The organism is Corynebacterium vitaeruminis DSM 20294 (assembly GCF_000550805.1).
GTDB classification, from domain to species: Bacteria; Actinomycetota; Actinomycetes; order Mycobacteriales; family Mycobacteriaceae; genus Corynebacterium; species Corynebacterium vitaeruminis.
Window position 1 is genome coordinate 1934592 of record NZ_CP004353.1, and the last position, 20714, is coordinate 1955305.

Here is a 20714-nt window from a genome sequence, read left to right on the forward strand (position 1 = left end):
GTTGTGGTGCGTAGTGTCGGGCGCGGTCGCTGCGCCCCGAGGCGGGGTCTACCCCGCCTCCGCTACTTAGCGGAGAGGTCCTCGAAGCGGGCCTTGATGGCCTCGCCGTGGGCGGGCAGCTGCTCGGCGTCGGCCAGCGCGATGACGGTGCCGGAGATCTCCTTCAGCGCCGCCTCGTCGTACTCGATGAGGTTGACCGCGCGCAGGAAGGTGTGCGTGGACAGCCCCGAGCTGTAGCGGGCCGAGCCCGAGGTGGGCAGCACGTGGTTGGAGCCCGCGGAGTAATCGCCCAGCGGGACCGGGGAGAACCCGCCGACGAAGATGGCTCCCGCGTGGCGGATGCGCTCGGCGACCTCGCGGGCGTTTTCCGTGTGGATCTCCAGGTGCTCGGCGGCATACGCGTCGGCCACGGCGATGCCCATCTCGAGGTCGTCGACCAACACGATGCCGGACTGCTGGCCCTTGAGCGCCTCGGCGACGCGCTCGGAGTTGAGGGTGACGCTGTAGCGCTCCTCAACCTCCTTCTTCACCGCCTCGGCGAGCTCGACGGAGTCGGTGATGAGCACCGAGGCGGCCATGACGTCGTGCTCGGCCTGGCTGATGAGGTCGTAGGCGACCCACACCGGGTTGGCGGTGGCGTCGGCCAGGATGGCGATCTCGGTGGGGCCCGCCTCGGAATCGATGCCGCACACCGAACGCACGAGCCGCTTGGCGGCGGTGACGTAGATGTTGCCGGGGCCGGTGATCATGTCGACCGGCTCGAGCTGGGCGGCGTCGTCGCCGTAGGCCAGAAGCGCGATCGCCTGGCCGCCGCCGACGGCCCACACCTCGTCCACGCCGAGCAGCGAGCAGGCCGCGAGGATGGTCGGGTGCGGCCAGCCGCCGAACTGCTCCTGCGGCGGGGAGGCCACGACCATGGTGGACGCGCCCGCCTCCTGCGCGGGGACGACGTTCATGATCACCGAGGACGGGTACACGGCGTTGCCGCCCGGCACGTAGAGGCCCACGCGGTCGACGGCCATGAACTTCTCGGTCACGGTGCCGCCGGCGGAAAGCTCGGTGGTGTGGCCTACGGGAACCTGCTCGGAGTGGACCTTGCGCACGCGCGAAATCGACTCCTCCAGCGCCTCGCGCACCTGGGGCTCGAGGTTCTCAAGGGCCGCCGCGATGACCTCGGCGGGAACCTTCACGCTGTCCGGGCGGACGCGGTCGAACTTCTCGCCGTACTCGAGCGCCGCCTGCTCGCCGCGGAGGCGGACGTCATCGACGAGCGGCTGCACCACGGGCAAGACCGATTGAATGTCGGTTCCTCCGCGAGGCAGTGCGCGACGCAGTTCGCTTGTCGACGGCCGATGGCCCCGCAGATCGATGACATTCAGCATGTTGTGTGCTTCCTCGTGTTCAAAGCCTTGTGCGTCGACGGTGGTCGACGGCGCGGACAATACAATTCTGCCTCTGCCCCGCCGAAGCCGACGAAGGCAGAGACCAGTACCCGTCCATTATATTTTGAGACGCCGCCCGCGGGTGATTCGACTCCCAAAAATAGGTGTAGAGTGCCTCGGCAGGCACTCGAGGCGGAACGACCAGCCTCGTTGCTCCCTCTTCCCAAAAACCGCCGCGCGGGTGCGTGCGCCCACCTACAATTGCTACGTACAGCGCTTCCTCCACCGAAGGACAGTTCCCATGGCCGACGACGCACATCAGCGAACGCACACGCCCGTCTTCGTTGATCAACGCCTCGTCCTGCGCGCGCTCGAGGACCTGGGGTTCCATTACGACGTCACCAAGGGCACCGTCGAGGATCGCATCGAGCTGCCCTGGCCGAACCACGACCTGCTCATCCGCTTCGAGGACGACTACGCCCGCGTGCTGTGCATCGACGCGACCATGGCCGGGCGCAGCGACCTCAGCTCTGTCAACGCCCTGGCGAAGAAGATCGCCGAGTGGAACGGCCAGCGCGTCAACCCCACCGCCGTGCTGCACATCGACGACGACGGCTCCATCCGGCTCAACTTCCGCTCCACGCTCGCCATCGACCGCGGAGCCACCTTCGAGCAGCTCAAGTCGTTCATCCACATCACCGCCGAGGCAAGCTCCTACGCCGCGGACGCCTTCAGCGAGGCCTTCCCCGAGCTCACGCAGCCGAGCACCGCCCGCGACAACGCCTTCGACGACGTGGATTCGCTCATCGACGCCCAGGAGCCCACGCCCGTCACTTTAGAGCGCACCCGCGCGGCGCTCGACGAGCTGGGGATCTCCAAGACCCAGGGCGACGACATCGCGCTTTTGGCCTGGGTGAACTCCATCCTCATGGGCTTTTTCATCGAGTCCGGGCCAAGCCTTTTGATCAAGGGGCACTGGGACCCCGACCTCAACCCGGAGCGCGACTTCATGCGGTGTTTCCTCGTGTGCAACGAATGGAACGAGAACCACGTGAGCACGAAGGCGTTTTGCACCTTCGACGAGGAGGGACTGCAGATCCGCGTGGAGTTCGTCTGCGACGCGGGCGCGGGGCTCAACGACGAGCAGCTGGTCCACAACCTCTCGCTGGCGGTGCACCACATCCTGAAGTGCATCGACACGCTGTCCATCGAGGTCTCGGGCGCCTCCGCGGTCGACTGGCCGGAGTAGGCCCCTAGGACTTGCCGCCTTGGGCAGCTGCGACCGCCGATGTTTGGGGATCCTGCGCGCCATCGTCGGCGGCCTCCGGCGCGTGCATGGTCGGGTCGCTGACCATGAGGCACCAGTAGATCAGCGCCGCCCAGAACCCGCCGACGACGTTGCCCGCCAGGCCCGCGCTGAAGTAGGGAACGTAGGTGACGGTGTCGCCGACGTTGAGGGACTCCGGCGAGTCCACCCCGTGCACGAGGTTGGTCACCCACTCCCCCACGAAGATGAAGCCCTGGGCGCCGACGAGCACCCACACCACGATCCACAGCAGCATGGCCACCCCGCGGGTGCGCGGCGAGCGCAGGTAGGTCACGAGCGCCACGGCGCCGCCGATCACCGCGCTCGCGAGCACGAACCAGAAAAACGCCGTGAACTCCACGTTCGCCTCGGTGCCCAGCTCCACCCGGCTCTCCTCGATGACCGTCGCCTGGTAGCCCGGGCGCAGCGCGCCCCAGAGGGCGCCGGTGATGAGGAACGACAGCATCGTCACGACAACGACGCCGGCATAACTACCGACGCGCCGGCTCACGGCTAGCTTGACCATGAAGGGAATCCAACTCCTTGGGGTGGGGCGAGCAATAGCTAAAGGCTACCGCGCTGGCGGTAGCCTTCGAAAAACGCGCGCATCGCGGTCGTGCAGGCAAGCACGATCACGACGCGCGGGACAACGCGACTAGCTGCAGAACTTCCAGGTGCCGCCCTCGTTGAGGAAGCGCTGGGTCTCGGTGGTGGTGTTTCCACCGGCGGTGCCGGTGACGCTAGCCGAGGCAGTGTTGCCGCTCACCATGATGTCGGAGACCGAATCGACATGCGCGCCGGACTCAAGACCCGGGATGGAGGTCAGCGGAACATCCTCGATCTGGCTCACGTCGAATGCCTGGCGGCCGCCGTTGGCCTCGATCTGGCTGTCACACAGGTGATCCGGCAGGTAGGACAGGTAGGAGCGCAGGGTGGTTGCCTGGTTGATGCCCATGACCAGGTCGGTGATCGCCTGGGCATCGGCGGCGGATGCCGGGGAGCCGTTGTCGACCGGGGCCTGCGGGGTCGCGTTGGCCAGCGCCTGCTGGGCTGCCGCTGCTGCCGCCGCGGCATCGTCCGCGGCCTGGGTGTCCTCGGCCGCGGATTCGGTGGTGCTCTCGGACGCTGCAGACGAGCTGGCGGCCGCTGAGGAGGTCGCCGCCGAGGTGGTGGCGCTCGCGCTGGTGGCGGCGGTGGAAGAGCTGGAGGAGGAGTCTCCCTCGTCACCGGAGCCGCACGCGCTCATCCCGAGGGCGGCGATCGCGGTCACCGCCACGAGGGAGGCTTTCATTGCGTTCTTGGGGGAACGGATAAGCAAGGGAGTTTCTCCTAACAGAATGTTTACGTCTCGGTGCCGGGGTGTCACCTTCAGTCCTTGGGAAACCGGCTTCCACACCCAGTTGTCTCATCTTCTCATGAGCCACAGTCGTTACAGGTGCACAACTATAGCAAGAACCCGCCCTACGCTTAAGAGCAGTTATCCGAATGCGCACCCGCCTTGGCGTCGACAAGCGAGAAAAGCACCCTGCGCGAGGGCAAACAATATACTGTGTAATTCGTGCAATTAAGTAAGGACATCATCATCGACGCCAGCATCGACATCCTGGATTCCTTCGGGCTTGCGGACATGACGATGCGGCGGCTGGCCACGCAACTCGGCGTCGCCCCGGGCGCGCTGTACTGGCATTTCAAAAACAAGCAGGCGCTTATTGACGCCATCGCGCGCGCGTTCCTCGACCCGTTCCTGAGCGGACCGGTCGAGGCCGACTTCGCCACAGCCTGCCTCGATCTGCGCGCGATCATGCTGCGCCACCGCGACGGAGCCGAGCTGCTGAGCGCCGCGCTGACCGAGGTGTCCCTGCGTGAGGCCGTCGAGGGGCGGCTCGTCGGCTGCCTGGCCGAGTCCGCCCCCGCCACCGCCGGCATCGCCGCCGCCACCGCGCTCCACTTCCTGCTCGGCGCGACCGTCTTGGAGCAGACCCAGCAGCAAAAGCTCATCGCTTCCTTCCCCACCGCCGACGACCCGGAGTGCACCGCGGAGCTTGACTCCTTGTCCTCGCTTTTCGACGATCAGTTCCGGGCCGGCGTCAATCTCATCGAGAAGGGCGCGGCCGCCTAGAGGCGCGGACCTGCCAATTGAATCCTGAGACGCGCTCTCAGTCTGGGGTGCATGTGGGGGCCACCTCACATCGGGGCGCGTGTCTCGGCTTCCTCACAACTTTGCACGCGCTGTGCGGGGAATCGACGCCGCCTGTGCGCGCCGACCACCGAAAACCACGCTCGTGCCCGATCGGGCAAACAGACATAAGCCTTACCTTGCTCACAACTTCGCACTTCTTCACGAATTAGCCGGGTCATGTAGGTAGAATCCCTACTTATGAGCGAAATCTCAGCACAAAAGCACAAAGTCTGGCCCGGTGCAGCCTATCCGCTTGGCTCCACCTACGACGGCGCCGGAACAAATTTTGCGATCTTTTCTGACGTGGCTGAGAAGGTCGAGTTGTGCCTGATCAATCGTGAGGGCGAAGAGGAGCGCATCCCGCTCGACGAGGTCGACCACCACATCTGGCACTGCTACCTCCCGGGGGTCTCCCCCGGCCAGCGCTACGGCTACCGCGTCCACGGCCCCTACGACCCGGCCAACGGCAAGCGGTGCGACCCGAACAAGCTGCTCGTGGACCCGTACGCCCGCGCCTTCGACGGCGACTTCGACGGGCACCCGTCGCTGTTTAGCTACGACATCACCAAGCCCGACGACCTCAACGGCCGCAACACCGAGGACAGCCTGGGCCACACCATGCTGTCCGTCGTGGTCAACCCGTTCTTCGACTGGGGCTCCGACCGCCCGCCGAAGACCCCGTACCACCAGACGGTCATCTACGAGGCCCACGTCAAGGGCATGACCATGACCCACCCGGAGGTCCCGGAGGAACTGCGCGGCACCTACGCGGGCCTCGCCCACCCCGCGATCATCGGCTACCTCAAGGACCTGGGCATCACCGCCATCGAGCTCATGCCGGTGCACCAGTTCCTGCAGGACGACCGCCTGCGCGACCTGGGCCTGCGCAACTACTGGGGCTACAACACCTTCGGGTTCTTCGCGCCTCAGGCCGACTACGCCTCCGCGCGCAAGCCGGGCGGCGCCGTCTCCGAGTTCAAGGGCATGGTCCGCAGCTTCCACGCCGCCGGCATCGAGGTCATCCTCGACGTGGTCTACAACCACACCGCCGAGGGCAACCACATGGGTCCCACCATCGCGTTCCGCGGCATCGACAACGAGGCCTACTACCGCCTCGTCGACGGCAACAAGTTCCACTACATGGACTACACCGGCACCGGCAACTCGCTCAACGTCCGCGACCCGCACCCGCTGCAGATGATCATGGACTCCCTGCGCTACTGGGTCACCGAGATGCACGTCGACGGCTTCCGCTTCGACCTGGCCTCGACGCTTGCCCGCGAGCTCCACGATGTGGACAAGCTGGCCACCTTCTTCGACCTCGTCATGCAGGACCCGGTGGTCTCCCAGGTCAAGCTCATCGCCGAGCCGTGGGACGTCGGCGAGGGCGGCTACCAGGTGGGCAACTTCCCGCCGCTGTGGACCGAGTGGAACGGAAAGTACCGCGACACCGTGCGCGACTTCTGGCGCGGCGAGCCCTCCACCCTGGGCGAGTTCGCCTCCCGCCTGACCGGCTCCTCCGACCTGTACGCGAACAATGGCCGCCGCCCCACCGCATCGATCAACTTCGTCACCGCGCACGACGGCTTCACGCTCAACGACCTGGTCAGCTACAACGAGAAGCACAACTCCGCCAACGGCGAGGACAACCGCGACGGCGAGAGCCACAACCGCTCCTGGAACTGCGGCGAGGAGGGCCCGACCACGGACCCGAAGATCCTCGACCTGCGCGCGCGCCAGCGCCGCAACTTCCTCACCACCCTGCTTCTGAGCCAGGGCACGCCGATGATCGCCCACGGCGACGAGATGGCGCGCACCCAGGGCGGCAACAACAACGTCTACTGCCAGGACAACGAGATCGCCTGGGTGGATTGGAAGCTCGCGGAGGAGCACTCCGAGCTGGTCGACTTCACACGCCGGCTTATCCGGATCCGCGCCAACCACCCGGTGTTCCGCCGGCGCCGATTCCTCGCGGGCGGCCCGCTGGGTAAGGACGCCATGGATCGCGACATCGCGTGGCTGGTGCCCTCCGGCAAGCTCATGACGCAGGACGACTGGGGCTTCGCCTTCGGCAAGTCGCTCATGGTCTACCTCAACGGCCGCGCCATTGCCGAGCCGGACGAGCGCGGTAACCCGATCGTCGACGATTCCTTCCTGCTCATGTTCAACGCCCACTTCGACGACATCGAGTTCACCCTGCCATCGGCGCAGTTCGGCCCGCAGTGGAAGCTCATCGTGGACACCACGGTGTCCACCGGCTACCCGAACGAGGCCAAGGTCATCGACGCCGACGGCACGCTCATCGTGCCCAGCCGCTCCATGATGCTGCTGCGCCAGATGGTCCCGGTCCCCTCGGAGAAGAAGGACGAGAAGGTACCCCCGGCGGCCGCCCCGAAGGTGACGCCGACGACGAGCGCGCTGGACGAGTACTCGACGCCGTCCATCGACTACGCCTAGATCGCCAGGCGCCGAGAAAGGCCCGGAGGCTCCCTGAGCTGGACCCCGGGCCTTTTCCGCGCGCAGCCCAGCCCCGCTTGTAGGGTGGAGGGCATAATAGTTGGAACACCGCCGCACTCCTACGCCTCACCGATGGCGGCACGCTCGCGATCGGGAAAGGACCACACTTCTTCATGACCACGCTTATCCGCGCCCATGGATTCGACGTCGAGCTCACCAGCACCGAGCTGAAGCTGCTCCCCCACCTGCTCGCGGGTGCCCTGGGTAGCGGCGCGACGGTGCTTGCGGTCGACGACATCACGGGCGTCGGCATCGCGCGCGCCGCCACCGACTTCGACCCCGGCGTCGTGGAGGTCGAGCGATCCGCGGGCGGGGCGCTCGCGATTAGCTTCCCGCCCCGCGGCACGGGCGAGCAGCGCAGCCTGGTCGACCAGATCGAGGCGCTCATCACCGGCGACCGCCCGCTGCCGCGGCTCGTGCCGGGGCTGAGCTTCGTGGCCGTGGACGTCGAAACGGCAAACGAGGACTGGGGCTCCATCTGCCAGATCGGCGTGGTGCGATTCAGCGACGGCGACCCGGTGGACAGCCGGGAGTGGCTGTGCAAGCCGCCCGCCGCCCTGAACCGCTTCGACCCGTTCAACATCTCCATCCACGGCATCACCGCCGAGAAGGTCGCGGACGCCCCCGACTACGCGGACGTCTTGCCCGAGATGCTCGCCTTCATCGGCGACCTGCCGGTGGTCGCACACAACGCGCAGTTCGACATGACGGCGTTCTCGCGCGCCTCCCACGCGGCGGGGGTCCAGGTGCCCGAGCTCACCTTCGGCTGCTCGCTCGCGGCCGCGCGCCACGCCGACCTCATGATCAAGAATCACAAGCTGCCCACCGTGGCCACCCACCTCGGCGTGGGAGAGTTCCAGCATCACGACGCGCTTGCCGACGCCAAGGCATGCGGCCGCATCATCGTCGAGCTCGCCCGCCTGGACCACAAGGAGCTCGGATTCGCGGACCTCTTCCAGGACTGGGGCTTTAGCCTCGGCACCCTCGACGGCCAGCGCGTCTTCCCGGTGCTCAAGAAGCCGATGACGCAGGGCCCGGTGCTCACCGGGGCGGCCACCGAGGCCGCGGCCGTCGGAAGCGCCTGGGACTCGCCCGCCGAGCAGCAGGAGGCGCCGAAGAAGTCCGCCCGCAAGCCCGCGCGCTGGGCGAGGGCCGCCGCCCCCGACGTCGTGCCCGAGGCCAACCTCGACGCCGACGCCTCCGGCCCGCTGTTCGGCCAGGTGGTCACGCTCACCGGCGACTTCGAGCCCTTTGACAAGGGCATGCTGTGGAAGATGATGGCCGAGCGCGGCGCGACGATCGGCAAGAACGTCACCAAGAAGACCACCCTGCTCGTCATCGGGCCGTGGGACAGCGTCACCAGCAAGCAAAAGCGCGCTGAGGAGCTCATCGCGAAAGGCCAGGAGATCGCGATGTGGGACGAGAAGCAGCTGTTTAAGGAGCTGGGCCTCGACGCGGACGAGCAACCACCGTTCTAGCCTGTTTTCGGTTCCGCGCAGCGCGGCCAAGCAACGCGGAAAAAGTTCGGAACCGATCGACGAGCTACTGCGTCCAAAGCCTGTGACCGACCCGCCAGCGCTTAAGCGCTGGCGCCGACACCGGACACACGCAAAGGACGCCCCCTCATGCACCTACCCTCCTCCGTCCCCGGTGCGCCCGAGCGCCTGCAGCTGAGCTTGCAGCACGCCCGCTGGCTCGAACGCCCGCGGCTCGGCGAGGAGGAATACACCCACGCCCCGGCCGGGATGGCCCTGTCCGCCGACTTCGTGTGCGGCTTCCTCCTAGACGGCCTGGTGCTCAGCAACGCGGCGCTGTCCTACCTACGGATCCAGCCGCACGCCGCCTGGGAGCTGGGCGTACGTAACCTGCTGGCCAAGGCGCAGGCGCCGCTTGGCTACGCATTTAGGCACCGCCCGCTCGCAGCGCTCACCGGCGCGCGCACCCCCGGCATGCAGGTGCAGGTGGCGGGATCGCTCGCCTCGAGCTGGCTCGCCCACCCGCGCTCGCTCGAGATCCTTGACGCCCACTTCACCGACCTCCTCGGCGAGCCCGTCATCTACTCCTGCCCGGATCCCAGCGTGCTGGCGGCCATCCCGGCCTCCGCACCCCTTGGGGAGTGGGAGGACTTCGTCTCGGCGAACTATGGAGTAGACGGGGGAACCTACATCGTCTGCCGGGAGGGCTTCCCGCGGTACTGGTCCTACGAGGAACGCCTGCCAGCGATGGCCGCGGCGTAGGGCGGCATCGCGGCGGTGGCCGTAGGCGTCGGAACGCTTGGCTAAGATGGACGTGGATCGTAGAAGGAGATAAAGGCGGGCAAGCGAGCGCGCAGAAAGGCTATTTCCTCACCGTGGCAACGAAGAACCTGGCAGTGCTCCACGACCGCTACGTCGCCTTCGAACGGGCGCACCCGAACGCGGCCGAGGACTTCATCGAAGCCATCGAGTCGGTGCTCTCCGATGCCGGTCTCACCTACGACCGCGTGAGCGCGCGCATGAAGCAGTGGCGCTCGCTGCGCACCAAGGCCAGCAAGCGCACCCCGTCGGGCGAGCTGGTCTACCCGCACCCGTGGGAGGACATCCACGACCTCATCGGCGTGCGAATCACCACCCTGCACTCCACCGAGATCCCGGAGATCATCGAGGCGCTGCGCGATCAGTTCATCGTTATCCGCTCGGTGGACAAAGCCGCGCAGACCCGCATCGCGGGCGACTTCGGCTACGGCTCGCACCACCTGATCCTCGAGGTCGACGACCGCGTCGAGGAGCTCGCCAGCTACCAGGGCTTCCAGTTCGAGGTGCAGATCCGCACGGTGCTGCAGCACGCCTGGGCCGAGTTCGAGCACGACATCCGCTACAAGCGCTCCGGCCAGAAGCTCGACCCGCGCGTGGATCGCGCCTTCACGCTGGCGGCCGGCCTCATCGAGCTCGCCGACCAGCAGTTCGACCAGATCGCGGCCATCCAGGAGCCGGACGGCAGCCCCAACCTCGACGTGGAGCTCACCGCCAAGACGTTGCCGGGCATCATCGCGATGATCGTGGGCACGCGCTTTCCGCAGTCGCGCACGGCGGACTACTCCTTCCTCGAGGAGCTTCTCGACGCCCATGGTGTGGAGACCGTCTCCCAGCTGCGCGAGCTCCTTCGTCCCTCGGCCATCGACGAGGTGACCGCGAAGATGAAGTACCGCTTCAAGCCCGGCCAGATCCGCATCATCGACGACCTCCTGCTCAACCGCTTCGGCGAGGAGCACATCGCGAAGACCGGCGAGCTCGGTTCCCGGGCAGCCCAGCGCGCGGGCAAGCTCCGGCACCGCCTGGAGGCGCTGCGCGAGGACAAAGAGTCCGGCGGCGCCGGGCGCGCCTAGGGAAATTGCCTCCCACGCTGCTACAGTTGGAGGCACACTTATTCATCCGCAGCTGTGATCGCCCGCTCGGCGGTCATCGCCCAACTCAGCTAGGAGAAAATCGTGCTTTCCTCCATGCCCTCCCTCGCAGACTACCCCGAGGTCGCCGACTTCCTCCACGTCTGGGCGCTGTCCATCGCCGACTTCTTCCGCCCGATGGGCATCAACTTCCCGCCCGCAGACTGGGGCCTGGGGCTGTAATTTCTTGACGCCTTAAAACGGCGGCGGCACGGTGTCGTGCCGCCGCCCTTTTTGCGTCTGCTCCGGCGAGCTGGCCTCGCCGCTGCGCGTTAGCGCCTCCCCTGGAGCCGGTCGATCTCGCGCCGCTCCTTCTTCGTCGGGCGCCCGGTTCCCCGGTCGCGCCGGGGCATGGAGAGGAGGATCTCCTTCGGGGGCGGCGGGGGCGAGTGGTCGATGTAGCAGGTGGCCGCCACGGCCGCGCCTACGCGCTTGCGGATGGTGCGCACCACCTCGACGTCGTGCTCGCGGTGCTCGACCCACACCCTCACGCGATCGCCCGGCACCACGGTCTGGGAGGGTTTGACCGCCTGGCCGTTGAGCTTGACGTGCCCCGCCTTGCAGGCCTCGCCGGCGAGCGTGCGGGTCTTGACAAGCCGCACCGCCCACACCCAGACGTCGATGCGCACAGGGGCTGAGTCGGCCTCGGCGGGTGCGGTCATGGGGAGCCTTCTTCGGTCTTTTAGTAGTTGTCCTTGTGGTTTACGATCTGCTGGACCTTGTTCCAGTTGTACCAGCCGCCGACCACGGCGATGATGAGGCCGATGATGAGGTAGCCCAAGCCGCCGGTGAGCCCCCAGAGGGCCACGCCGCCGATGACGCCGACGCCGACGGAGACCGCCGCGTTGCGGGAGTAGCGGCGAACATCCGCCTTGCGCTGGGCGATCGGGTTATTGGGACGCTGCTGCATAGTCATGCCGTAGATTCTATTCCACCCAGTCGATTCCGGCATCCACCACCCGGGCGCCGCCGGAGGTCAGCGCCGCGAGGGTGGCCTCCAGCTCCGGCTTGGCGCCGGGGGCGACGGCGATGGTGTAGGTCACCCGGGCGCCGTAGTCGGTGCCGACGATGAGGTAGCCGCGCCCGCGCAGCTCGGCCTCGATGCGGCCGGCGTCGGCGTGGCTGAAGGTGGCCCGGTAGAGCTCGCGCCTGCTGCGCACCACGCTCACGACCTGCTCGAGGCACCGGCTCACGGACTCGGAGTAGGCGTGCACGAGGCCGCCGGCCCCGAGCTTGATCCCGCCGAAGTAGCGGACGGTTACGGCGACGACGTCGAAAAGCCCGCTGCCACGCAGGACGTCGAGCATCGGCGTGCCGGCCGTTCCCGCGGGCTCGCCGTCGTCGGAGGAGCGCTCGATGGCGTTGGCGTCCTCCACCGCAACGATGAAGGCGCTGCAGTGGTGGCGGGCATCGGGATAGCGGTGCTTGAGCTCGCCGATGAACTCCCGGGCCTCCTGCTCGGTGGTGGCGCGGGCGATGAAGGTGAGGAACTTGGAGCGCTTGATCTCCAGCTCGGAGAAGAACTCCTCGTTGGCTGCGGGGCGGCGGTAGCTTAGCTCCACGCGGGCGTCCTCCTCGCAAGACGGTGCCGCCGCGTGGAGGTAGGAGACGCGCTCACGCGGCGGGATGGGGCACTGGGCAAGTGCGCTAGTTGCGCACCAGGTAGCTGTACTCGACGGAATCGGGCTCGAGGCGGCGGCAGTCAATGCGCGACTCCGCCATGCGCTCGAGCAGCCCGTCCAGGTCCTTGGCGTTGCCCAGCTGCAGGCCGACCAGCGCGGTGCCGGTCTCGCGGTTGTTGCGCTTCAGGTACTCGAACAGGGTGATGTCGTCGTCCGGCCCCAGGATCTCGTTGAGGAAGGTGCGCAGCTGGCCCGGCTCCTGCGGGAAGTTCACGAGGAAGTAGTGCTTGAGGCCGCGGTGGACGAGCGAGCGCTCCATCACCTCGGAGTAGCGCAGGACGTCGTTGTTGCCGCCGGAGATGATGCACACGACGACCTCGTCCTTGGCCAGCTTCAGCTCCTTGAGCCCCGCGACCGAGAGCGCACCCGCGGGCTCGGCGATGATGCCCTCGTTCTGGTACAGATCCAGCATCTCGGTGCACACCGCGCCCTCGCTGACGTTCATGGCGTGCAGCCGGCCCTTGTTGGCCTCGATGATCTCGAAGTTGAGGTCGCCTAGGCGCTTGACGGCCGCGCCGTCGACGAAGGAATCCACCGACTCCAGGGTGACCGGCTCGTTGGCCTCCAGCGCCGCCTTCATAGACGGCGCGCCGGTGGGCTCGACGCCGACCACGGCGGTGCGCGGGGACATGTCGGCCAGGTAGCTCAGGTTTCCGGCCAGCAGCCCGCCGCCGCCCACGGGGATGACGATGGTGTCCAGCGACTTGCCCAGGCTGGTCAGCTGGGAGAGGATCTCGGCGGCCACTGTGCCCTGACCGATGATGGTGTCGCGGTTGTCGAAGGGCTCGATCATGGTCGCCCCGGTGCTCGCCGCGTACTCGCGGGCAGCCTGGGCGGCCTCGTCGAAGTTGTCGCCGGTGACCACAAGCTCGACCCACTTGCCGCCGTGGACCATGATGCGGTCGCGCTTCTGCTTCGGGGTGGCGCTGGGCACGTAGATCCGGCCCTTGATGTTCATCGAACGGCAGGCGAACGCCACGCCCTGGGCGTGGTTTCCGGCGGAGGCGGCGACGATGCCGGCCTCGCACTGGGCCTCCGTGAGCTGTGAGATGGCGTTGACCGCGCCGCGGATCTTGTAGGAGCGCACCGACTGCAGGTCCTCGCGCTTGAGGTACACCTGCGCGCCGGTGATCTCCGACAGGCGGGGGCAGTACTGCAGCGGGGTGGGTGCAATGAACGCGGAAATTCGGGCCTGAGCGACCTGAATGTCAGAAGCATGGACTTCGCCTGCTCGAATCTTTTCTGACTGTGCGTTCTGTGCGGTACTCATGGAAGCAAATCTTAGTCACTTCGCCGCGCGTTCGTGCCCTAGGGGGCCGGTTTTCCTCCCTTTCGACCGGCCTTTTCGCTAGCCACCTCGCCACCCGCCGTGTCACCGTGTTCCGCGGTGAGCCCGACATGCCCCGCCCGCCCCAAGACCGCCGTCAGGTGCTCCACGAAGCGCTGCACGATGGGGGTGAACACCTGGTTCTTCTGCCACACGATGAACATCTTGTTACGCAGCGGGGGCGACAGCGGCCGGAAGTACAGGCCCGAGCCCGGGTGGCAGTCGATGAGGTGGCGGAAGGTGAGCAAGACGCCGAGGCCCTCGCGCACGAACACTGCACCGTTGTAGGCGAGGTTGTAGTGGCCGAGGAAACGCAGCTCGCCCAGCCGCGGGCCCGCCCAGCGCGGCAGGTCCTCGGTGAGCGATTGGCGGGAGATGTGCAGCTCGCGGCCGACCAGGTCGTCCACGGTGACCTCGCCGAGTTCCGCCAAGGGGTCGTCGGCGCGGACAACCGCGCCCCACTCGTCGGTACCCGGCACCTCGATGAAGTGGTAGCGGTCGAGGTGGGGCGGCTCGACGATGATCGCCAGGTCGATCTCGTCGCGAGCCAGAAGCCCCAGCACCTGGTCGGTGCCGCCGCTGGTGATGTCAATGCGAACGCGTGGATAATCCTCCCGGAAAGAGGCAAACGCCCGAGCGAAGCGGCCAATGAGGTGCGACTCGGCGCAGCCCGCGCGGATCTCGCCGCCGCCGAGCTCGTCGAGGGCGTGGAACTCCGCGACCGTCTTGTCCATGAGGCCGACGATGGTCTCCGCCCGCTGCTTGAGCAGCTGCCCCTCGTCCGTGAGCGCGAGGTGCCTGCTGTGGCGGACGAACAGCTGCTTCCCCAGCTCTCCCTCGAGGCGCTTGACCTGCATGGACAGCGCCGACTGGGAGATGTGCAGGGCCTCGGCGGCGTGCGTCATGTTGCCGTGCTCGGCGATCGCGAGGAAGTTCCTCAGCACGTAGACGTCCATTTCTGCTCCGTTCCCTTCATGCCCACGAAACTATCTGTTTTCCTTATACTAGACCATCAAAAATAACTGTTGGTAATTTCTTTCCGCGCTTTCTACCGTTGATGGTGAGGCACAAAGCCGCAGACGATTCACTCACAGAAAGTAGGCTCACCATGAGCACCACCGAACTCACCCTCGTTAGCGAGTGGGACAAGGTCTTCCCCCGCTCCGAGAAGGTCAACCACGAAAAGGTCACCTTCCGCACCACCTTCGGCTTCGAACTAGCCGCCGACCTCTACTCCCCCAAGGACGCCACCTCCCCGCTGCCGGCGCTCGCGGTCTCCGGCCCCTTCGGCGCCGTCAAGGAGCAAAGCTCCGGACTCTATGCGCAGACCATGGCCGAGCGAGGCTTCCTCGCCCTCGCTTTCGACCCGAGCTTCACCGGCGAGTCCAGCGGCTTCCCCCGGCGCGTGGCCTCCCCGGACATCAACACCGAGGACTTCCTCGCCGCGGTGGACTACCTCGGCGCCCGCGAGGACGTCGATGCCGAGCGCATCGGCATCATCGGCATCTGCGGCTGGGGTGGCATCGCGCTCAACGCCGCGGCCACCGATCCGCGTATCAAGGCCACCGTGGCCTCCACCATGTACGACATGACCCGGGTGGGCGGTAACGGCTACTTCGACCAGGCCGACAACCCGCAGGCCCGCAACGCCGCTCGCCGTGCGTTCGCCGCGCAGCGCACCGCCGACTACGCCGCCGGGACCTACGCCCGTGCGGGCGGGGTCATCGACCCGCTCCCCGACGACGCGCCGCAGTTCGTCAAGGACTACCACGCCTACTACAAGACCCCGCGCGGCTACCACGAGCGCTCCGGAAACTCCACGGATGGCTGGAACGGCACCGGCATCATGTCCTACGGCAACGCCCGGTTCCTGCACTACATCGGCGAGATCGAGAACGCGGCCATGATCTTGCACGGCGAGCTCGCGCACTCCCGCTACTTCGGGGAGACCGCCTACGAGGCGCTCGCCGCAGGCATCGCGCCCGGCAACAAGGAAAAGGTCATCGTCGACGGAGCCAGCCACTGCGACCTCTACGACGGCGGCGAAACCGGCGCCATCCCGTGGGAGACGATCGAGGAATTCTTCCGCAAGAACTTGAGCAACCGCCCCGCGAAGTAGGCGAAGGCATGAGCGAACACAGCCCCCAGCGCCTCGCCGAGCTGCTCCGGCACCTCAACCAGGGCCTCCCGCTCGCCGCGGAGCACCCGCTGCACGAGGTGATGTCCGCCGTCGCCGCCGACAACCGGATGCTCACCACTAGGCTCAACACCCTTCCGCTCGACGCCGCGGAGATCCGCCGCATCATGGAGCAGATCACCGGCACGCGGCTCGACGAAGGATTTCGCCTCTTGCCGCCGTTTACCACGGACTTCGGCCGCAACATCCGCTTCGGCCGGGGCGTGTTCGTCAACTCCGGCGCCCGCTTCCAGGACCAAGGAGGCATCGAGATCGGCGACGGCTGCTTCCTCGGCCACAACCTCGTCATCGCCACGCTCAATCACGACCTTCGTCCGTCAAAACGCGACGTGCTGCTTCCCGCACCGGTCCGGCTGGGCGAGGGCGTGTGGGTGGGCGCGAACACCACCATCCTGCCCGGGGTAAGCATCGGCGATTACGCCGCCATCGCCGCGGGCTCCGTGGTCACCCGCGACGTTCCCGCCATGACCGTCGCCGCGGGCGTGCCCGCGCGCGTGATCAAGGAGATCCAGCGGTGACGCGCCTCAAGTCGTTCCTCGCGACCGTCGCCCTCGCCGCTCCCCTCGCGGCCGCCTGCAGCGCCACCCCCACGACGGACAACCTCGAAACAGAAACTCCCACCACAGAAAGCACCACCATGATCACCCTTGAGGCCAACGGCCACATACTTACCGCCGCGCTCGAGGACAATTCCTCGGCCGACGCCCTGCGCGACCTGCTCGAGAAGGGCCCGGTCGTCGTCGACGCCCACGACTACGGCAACCAGGAAAAGGTCGGCTCGCTGCCCGCGCAGCTGCCCCGCAACGACGAGCCCACCGACGCCCAGCCCGGCGATCTCATCCTCTACCAGGGCAACCAGTTCGTCATCTACTACGCGCCGAACTCCTGGCCGTTTACCCGCCTCGGCCGCATCGAGGGCGTCGACGCCACCGAGCTCAAGGAGATCCTCGGCCCCGACGGCGTCAGCGTCACCCTGTCTCTTTAAGGCGCGGTGCTATAGGCGTCGACAAGCAAAAGCACGCTTATCGACGCCTACGGTGACCTAGCCGATGATGCCGGGGCCCATCGTCGCCTTGAGGTCGCCCATGAGCGAAGCGGTGCGGGCCACGCGCAGCCCCTCCCCCAGGATCATGACGGTCGACTCCTCCCCGTTGACGAGGTTGAGGTAGACATCCGACTCGCCCGCGTTGGCAAGCAGCACCTCCTTCAGGCGCGCGATGTTCGCCATGGTGCACTGCTCGGTGCGCATGGTCAGGCGCAGCGGCAGGCCGGAGCCGTTGCCCGGGCCCAGGTCGGGGATCTTCATGTCGTCGCAGAACAGCGAGGAGCGGTCGTCGCGGATGGACACATGCGCCTTGGCCAACACGATGTTGTCCTCTACGATCTGCGAGCCGACGATGGCGTAGACCTTGTTGAACACCAGCAGCTCCACGGACGCGCCGTGGTGATCCTCGATGGTGACGATCGCCCACGGCGAGCCGTCCTTCTTGGAGTAGCGGCGGTCGACGGCGGAGATGATGCCGCCGATCTGCACCTCGGTGCCGTGCTTGAGCTCGCCGGAGAGGTAGGTGGTCAGCGCGGTGTCCGTCTGCGCGTCGAGCGCCTCCTCGAAGCCGTCGAGCGGGTGGCCCGAGACGTAGAGGCCGAGCATCTCGCGCTCGAGGGCGAGCTGGTGCTTGCGGTCCCAGTTCTCGTCGGGGACGGAGACCGCGAAGACGTTCTCCGCCACCGATTCCTCGCCGCCGAAGCCCGCGAACAGGTCGAACTGGCCCTTGTCCGCGGCCTTCTTCGTGCTGATCACGGAGTCGACGGCGTCCTCGTGGATCATCATGAGGCCCTTGCGCGGGTGCCCCATCGAGTCGAAGGCGCCCGCCTTGATGAGCGACTCCGTCACGCGCTTGTTGCAGGCCACGGTGTCGATCTTGTCTAGGTAGTCCGAGAAGTCCTTGAATAGCCCCTTCTCCTCGCGGGCCTTGACGATCGAGGCCACGACGTCCTCGCCGACGTTGCGTACCGCGCCCAGGCCGAAGCGGATATCGGTGCCCACCGGGAGGAAGTTGAGGGCGGACTCGTTGACGTCCGGCGAGAGCACCGAGATGCCCAGGTGGCGGCAGTCGGAGAGATAGATGGCGGACTTGTCCTTCTTGTCCGCGACCGAGGTGAGCAGGGCCGCCATGTACTCGGCGGTGTAGTTCGCCTTGAGGTAAGCCGTCCAGTAGGACACCAGACCGTAGCCCGCGGCGTGGGACTTGTTGAACGCGTAGGAGGCGAACGGCTCGATGGTGCCCCACAGGGCGTCCATCGCGTCCTTGGAGAAGCCGTTTTCCTGCATGCCTGCCCAGAACTTGTCGTACTGCTTGGCCAGGACCTCGGGCTTCTTCTTACCCATCGCCTTGCGGAACCCGTCTGCCTCGCCGGCGGTGTAGTTGGCCACCTTCTGCGAGATGCGCATGATCTGCTCCTGGTAGACGATGAGACCGTAGGTCTCCTCCAGGATCTCCTTGAGCGGCTCCTCGAGCTCCGGGTGGATCGGCTCGATCGGCTTGCGGCCGTTCTTGCGGTCCGCGTAGTTCCAGTGCGCCTCAACACCCATCGGGCCCGGACGGTAGAGCGCGAGCGACGCCACGATGTCGTGGAAGCCGGTCGGCTGCATGCGCTTGAGCAGGTCCTGCATGCCGCCGGAGTCGAGCTGGAAGATGCCAAGAGTGTCGCCGCGGGAGAGCAGGTCGTAGACCTTGGGGTCGTCCGTGGTCAGCGACTCGAGGTGGAGCTCCTCGCCGCGGTTGATCTTGATGTTTTCCAGGGCGTCGCCGATGACGGTGAGGTTGCGCAGGCCCAGGAAGTCCATCTTCAGCAGGCCGATGGCCTCGCAGGCGGGGTACGGCCAGCCGGTGATGAGCGCACCGTCGGCGGCGCGCTTCCACATCGGGATGTGATCCATGAGCGGCACGGATGCCATGATCACCGCGCAGGCGTGGACGCCGGCCTGGCGGACCACGCCCTCGAGGCCGCGCGCGGTGTCGTAGATCTTCTTGACATCCGGGTCGGTCTCGATGAGGTTGCGCACCTCGGCGGCCTCGCCGTAGCGCGGGTGCTCCGGGTCCATGATGCCGGACAGCGGGATGTCCTTGGCCATGATGGCCGGCGGGAGCGCCTTCGTGATGCGGTCGGCGATCTGGTAGCCGGGCTGGCCGTACTGCACGCGGGCGGAGTCCTTGAGCGCCTGCTTGGTCTTGACCGTGCCGAAGGTGATCACCTGGGCGATCTTGTCCTCGCCCCAGCGCTCGGAGGCGTAACGGATCATCTCGGAGCGGCGGCGATCGTCGAAGTCAATATCGATATCGGGCGCGGACGGGCGCTCCGGGTTGAGGAATCGCTCGAACAGCAGGCCGTGCTCGATCGGGTCGATGTTGGTGATCGTCAGCGCGTAGGCGACCAGCGCGCCCGCGGCGGAGCCACGGCCAGGCCCGACGCGGATGCCGATGCTGCGGGCGTGTTTGATGAGCTCGGCGACGATGAGGAAGTAGGACGGGTAGCCCTTCATGTCGATGACCGAGATCTCGTACTCGGCGCGCTCGATGTACTCGCGCGGCACCTCCGCGCCCGGGAAGCGGTCCTGGAGCCCCTCCATGACCTGGTGGTGCAGCCAGGTGGTCGGGGTGTGTCCCTCGGGCACGTCCGCGATCGGCATGCGGTCGTGGGGGTGCTCCTCCCACAGGGAGCTGTAGTCCTGGACGCGCTCGGCGATCCACAGGGTGTTGTCGCAGGCGTCGGGGACGAGGTGGTCCCAGGTCTCGCGCATCTGCTCGGCGGTCTTGATGTAGTAGCCGGAGCCGTCGAACTTGAAGCGGTCCGGGTCGGAGAGGGTCTTGCCGGTCTGCACGCAGAGCATGGCCTCGTGCGCGGGCGCCTGGGATTCCAGCACGTAGTGGCAGTCGTTGGTCACCAGCGGCGGCAGGTCCAGCTTGCGGCCGATCTCGAGCAGCTCGGAACGCACGCGGGTCTCGATGTCGAGGCCGTGGTCCATGAGCTCGAGGAAGTAGTTCTCCTTGCCGTAGATGTCCTGCCACATCGCGGCGGCCTCGAGCGCCTCGTCGAACTGTCCGAGGCGAAGTCGGGTTTGCACGTCACCGGACGGGCAGCCGGTGGTGGCGATGATGCCGGTGGCGCGCTCGGCGATGAGCTCGGCGTCCATGCGCGGCCACTTGCCCAGCTGGCCCTCGTAGGAGGCCATCGAGGAAAGATAGAAGAGGTTGCGCAGGCCCTCCGGGGTCTCCGCCAGCATGGTCTGGTGCAGGTAGGCGCCGGACGCGGAGACGTCGTCGGCCTTCTGGTGCGGCTCGCCCCAGCGCACGCGCTGCTTGTTGAAGCGGCTCTCGGGCGCGAGGTAGGCCTCGATGCCGATGATCGGCTTGACGCCCGCGGCGGTCATCGCGCGGTAGAACGCATCGGAGCCGAACATGTTGCCGTGGTCGGTCATGCCGACGGCGGGCATCCCCTGCCTGGTGACTTCCTTCGCGAGCATGTCCACCTTCGCCATTCCGTCGAGCATCGAGTACTCGGTGTGGTTGTGGAGGTGCACAAAGGAAGATTTTTTCGCCATGCCTGAAGAGTTTAGAGGAAGCGTCAAACTCGCGGTTTTCCGTTTTCATTTCGGCCATTTGACGTGGGCTTTTGCTTTCCGACGCCCACCAAAGGCATGT

General features: G+C 66.8%; 19 protein-coding genes. 10 read left to right on the plus strand and 9 right to left on the minus strand.

Going from position 1 to position 20714, the window contains the following annotated elements:
• Positions 1–62 precede the first annotated feature (62 nt).
• Positions 63–1382, minus strand: coding sequence for a histidinol dehydrogenase (gene hisD / locus B843_RS08855; RefSeq protein ID WP_025253155.1), 1320 nt, complete (start codon positions 1380–1382; stop codon positions 63–65).
• Between the two features lie 301 nt (positions 1383–1683).
• Between hisD and B843_RS13830 the strand changes: the two genes are divergently transcribed.
• Positions 1684–2631 carry a YbjN domain-containing protein gene (locus B843_RS13830; protein ID WP_025253156.1) on the plus strand — a complete coding sequence of 316 codons (948 nt, stop codon included), beginning with the start codon at positions 1684–1686 and terminating at the stop codon, positions 2629–2631.
• 4 nt (positions 2632–2635) lie between these two features.
• Here B843_RS13830 and B843_RS08865 read toward each other — a convergent pair whose 3' ends face one another.
• Positions 2636–3214 carry a DUF2567 domain-containing protein gene (locus B843_RS08865; RefSeq protein ID WP_025253157.1) on the minus strand — a complete coding sequence of 193 codons (579 nt, stop codon included), beginning with the start codon at positions 3212–3214 and terminating at the stop codon, positions 2636–2638.
• 129 nt (positions 3215–3343) lie between these two features.
• On the minus strand, positions 3344–4006 hold the full coding sequence (locus B843_RS08870; protein WP_155895133.1) for a hypothetical protein: 663 nt from the start codon (positions 4004–4006) through the stop codon (positions 3344–3346).
• Between the two features lie 240 nt (positions 4007–4246).
• Here B843_RS08870 and B843_RS08875 point away from each other — a divergent pair, with 240 nt between their 5' ends.
• The 6 genes from B843_RS08875 (at position 4247) to B843_RS14025 (ending at position 10988) form a co-directional block, all read left to right on the plus strand.
• A complete protein-coding gene (locus B843_RS08875) occupies positions 4247–4807 on the plus strand; it encodes a TetR family transcriptional regulator (RefSeq protein ID WP_025253159.1) in 561 nt (186 codons plus the stop codon).
• A 258-nt stretch (positions 4808–5065) separates the two neighbouring features.
• A complete protein-coding gene (gene glgX / locus B843_RS08880; protein WP_025253160.1) occupies positions 5066–7324 on the plus strand; it encodes a glycogen debranching protein GlgX in 2259 nt (752 codons plus the stop codon).
• Positions 7325–7497: 173 nt separating this feature from the next.
• Positions 7498–8862, plus strand: a complete 1365-nt coding sequence (locus B843_RS08885; RefSeq protein ID WP_025253161.1) for an exonuclease domain-containing protein — start codon at positions 7498–7500, stop codon at positions 8860–8862.
• 147 nt (positions 8863–9009) lie between these two features.
• Complete coding sequence (locus B843_RS08890) at positions 9010–9621, plus strand: hypothetical protein (protein ID WP_025253162.1); 612 nt, start codon at positions 9010–9012, stop codon at positions 9619–9621.
• Between the two features lie 113 nt (positions 9622–9734).
• Complete coding sequence (locus B843_RS08895) at positions 9735–10748, plus strand: GTP pyrophosphokinase (RefSeq protein WP_025253163.1); 1014 nt, start codon at positions 9735–9737, stop codon at positions 10746–10748.
• Positions 10749–10850: 102 nt separating this feature from the next.
• Complete coding sequence (locus B843_RS14025; protein WP_155994023.1) at positions 10851–10988, plus strand: hypothetical protein; 138 nt, start codon at positions 10851–10853, stop codon at positions 10986–10988.
• Positions 10989–11077: 89 nt separating this feature from the next.
• On the opposite strand, the gene B843_RS08900 is transcribed toward B843_RS14025, so the two are convergent.
• From B843_RS08900 to B843_RS08920, 5 genes are all read right to left on the minus strand, one after another.
• On the minus strand, positions 11078–11467 hold the full coding sequence (locus B843_RS08900) for an RNA-binding S4 domain-containing protein (RefSeq protein WP_025253164.1): 390 nt from the start codon (positions 11465–11467) through the stop codon (positions 11078–11080).
• 20 nt (positions 11468–11487) lie between these two features.
• Entirely contained in the window at positions 11488–11721 is a 234-nt protein-coding gene (locus B843_RS08905; protein ID WP_025253165.1) for a hypothetical protein, read from the minus strand.
• 10 nt (positions 11722–11731) lie between these two features.
• Positions 11732–12367, minus strand: a complete 636-nt coding sequence (locus B843_RS08910; RefSeq protein WP_025253166.1) for a YigZ family protein — start codon at positions 12365–12367, stop codon at positions 11732–11734.
• Between the two features lie 85 nt (positions 12368–12452).
• Complete coding sequence (gene ilvA, locus B843_RS08915; RefSeq protein WP_025253167.1) at positions 12453–13757, minus strand: threonine ammonia-lyase IlvA; 1305 nt, start codon at positions 13755–13757, stop codon at positions 12453–12455.
• A gap of 38 nt (positions 13758–13795) precedes the next feature.
• Positions 13796–14770, minus strand: a complete 975-nt coding sequence (locus B843_RS08920) for a LysR family transcriptional regulator (protein ID WP_025253168.1) — start codon at positions 14768–14770, stop codon at positions 13796–13798.
• 152 nt (positions 14771–14922) lie between these two features.
• On the opposite strand from B843_RS08920, the gene B843_RS08925 reads away from it, so the two are divergent.
• From B843_RS08925 to B843_RS08935, 3 genes are read left to right on the plus strand one after another with little or no spacing between them, the layout of a single operon-like run.
• Positions 14923–15933 (plus strand): alpha/beta hydrolase, encoded by a 1011-nt coding sequence (locus B843_RS08925; protein WP_025253169.1) that lies wholly within the window; start codon positions 14923–14925, stop codon positions 15931–15933.
• Between the two features lie 8 nt (positions 15934–15941).
• On the plus strand, positions 15942–16529 hold the full coding sequence (locus B843_RS14200) for a DapH/DapD/GlmU-related protein (RefSeq protein WP_025253170.1): 588 nt from the start codon (positions 15942–15944) through the stop codon (positions 16527–16529).
• Positions 16526–16996, plus strand: coding sequence for a cyclophilin-like fold protein (locus tag B843_RS08935; protein ID WP_025253171.1), 471 nt, complete (start codon positions 16526–16528; stop codon positions 16994–16996). The genes B843_RS14200 and B843_RS08935 overlap by 4 nt, the downstream gene beginning before the upstream one ends.
• A gap of 57 nt (positions 16997–17053) precedes the next feature.
• On the opposite strand, the gene dnaE is transcribed toward B843_RS08935, so the two are convergent.
• Complete coding sequence (dnaE, locus tag B843_RS08940) at positions 17054–20614, minus strand: DNA polymerase III subunit alpha (RefSeq protein ID WP_025253172.1); 3561 nt, start codon at positions 20612–20614, stop codon at positions 17054–17056.
• Between the last annotated feature and the right edge of the window lie 100 nt (positions 20615–20714).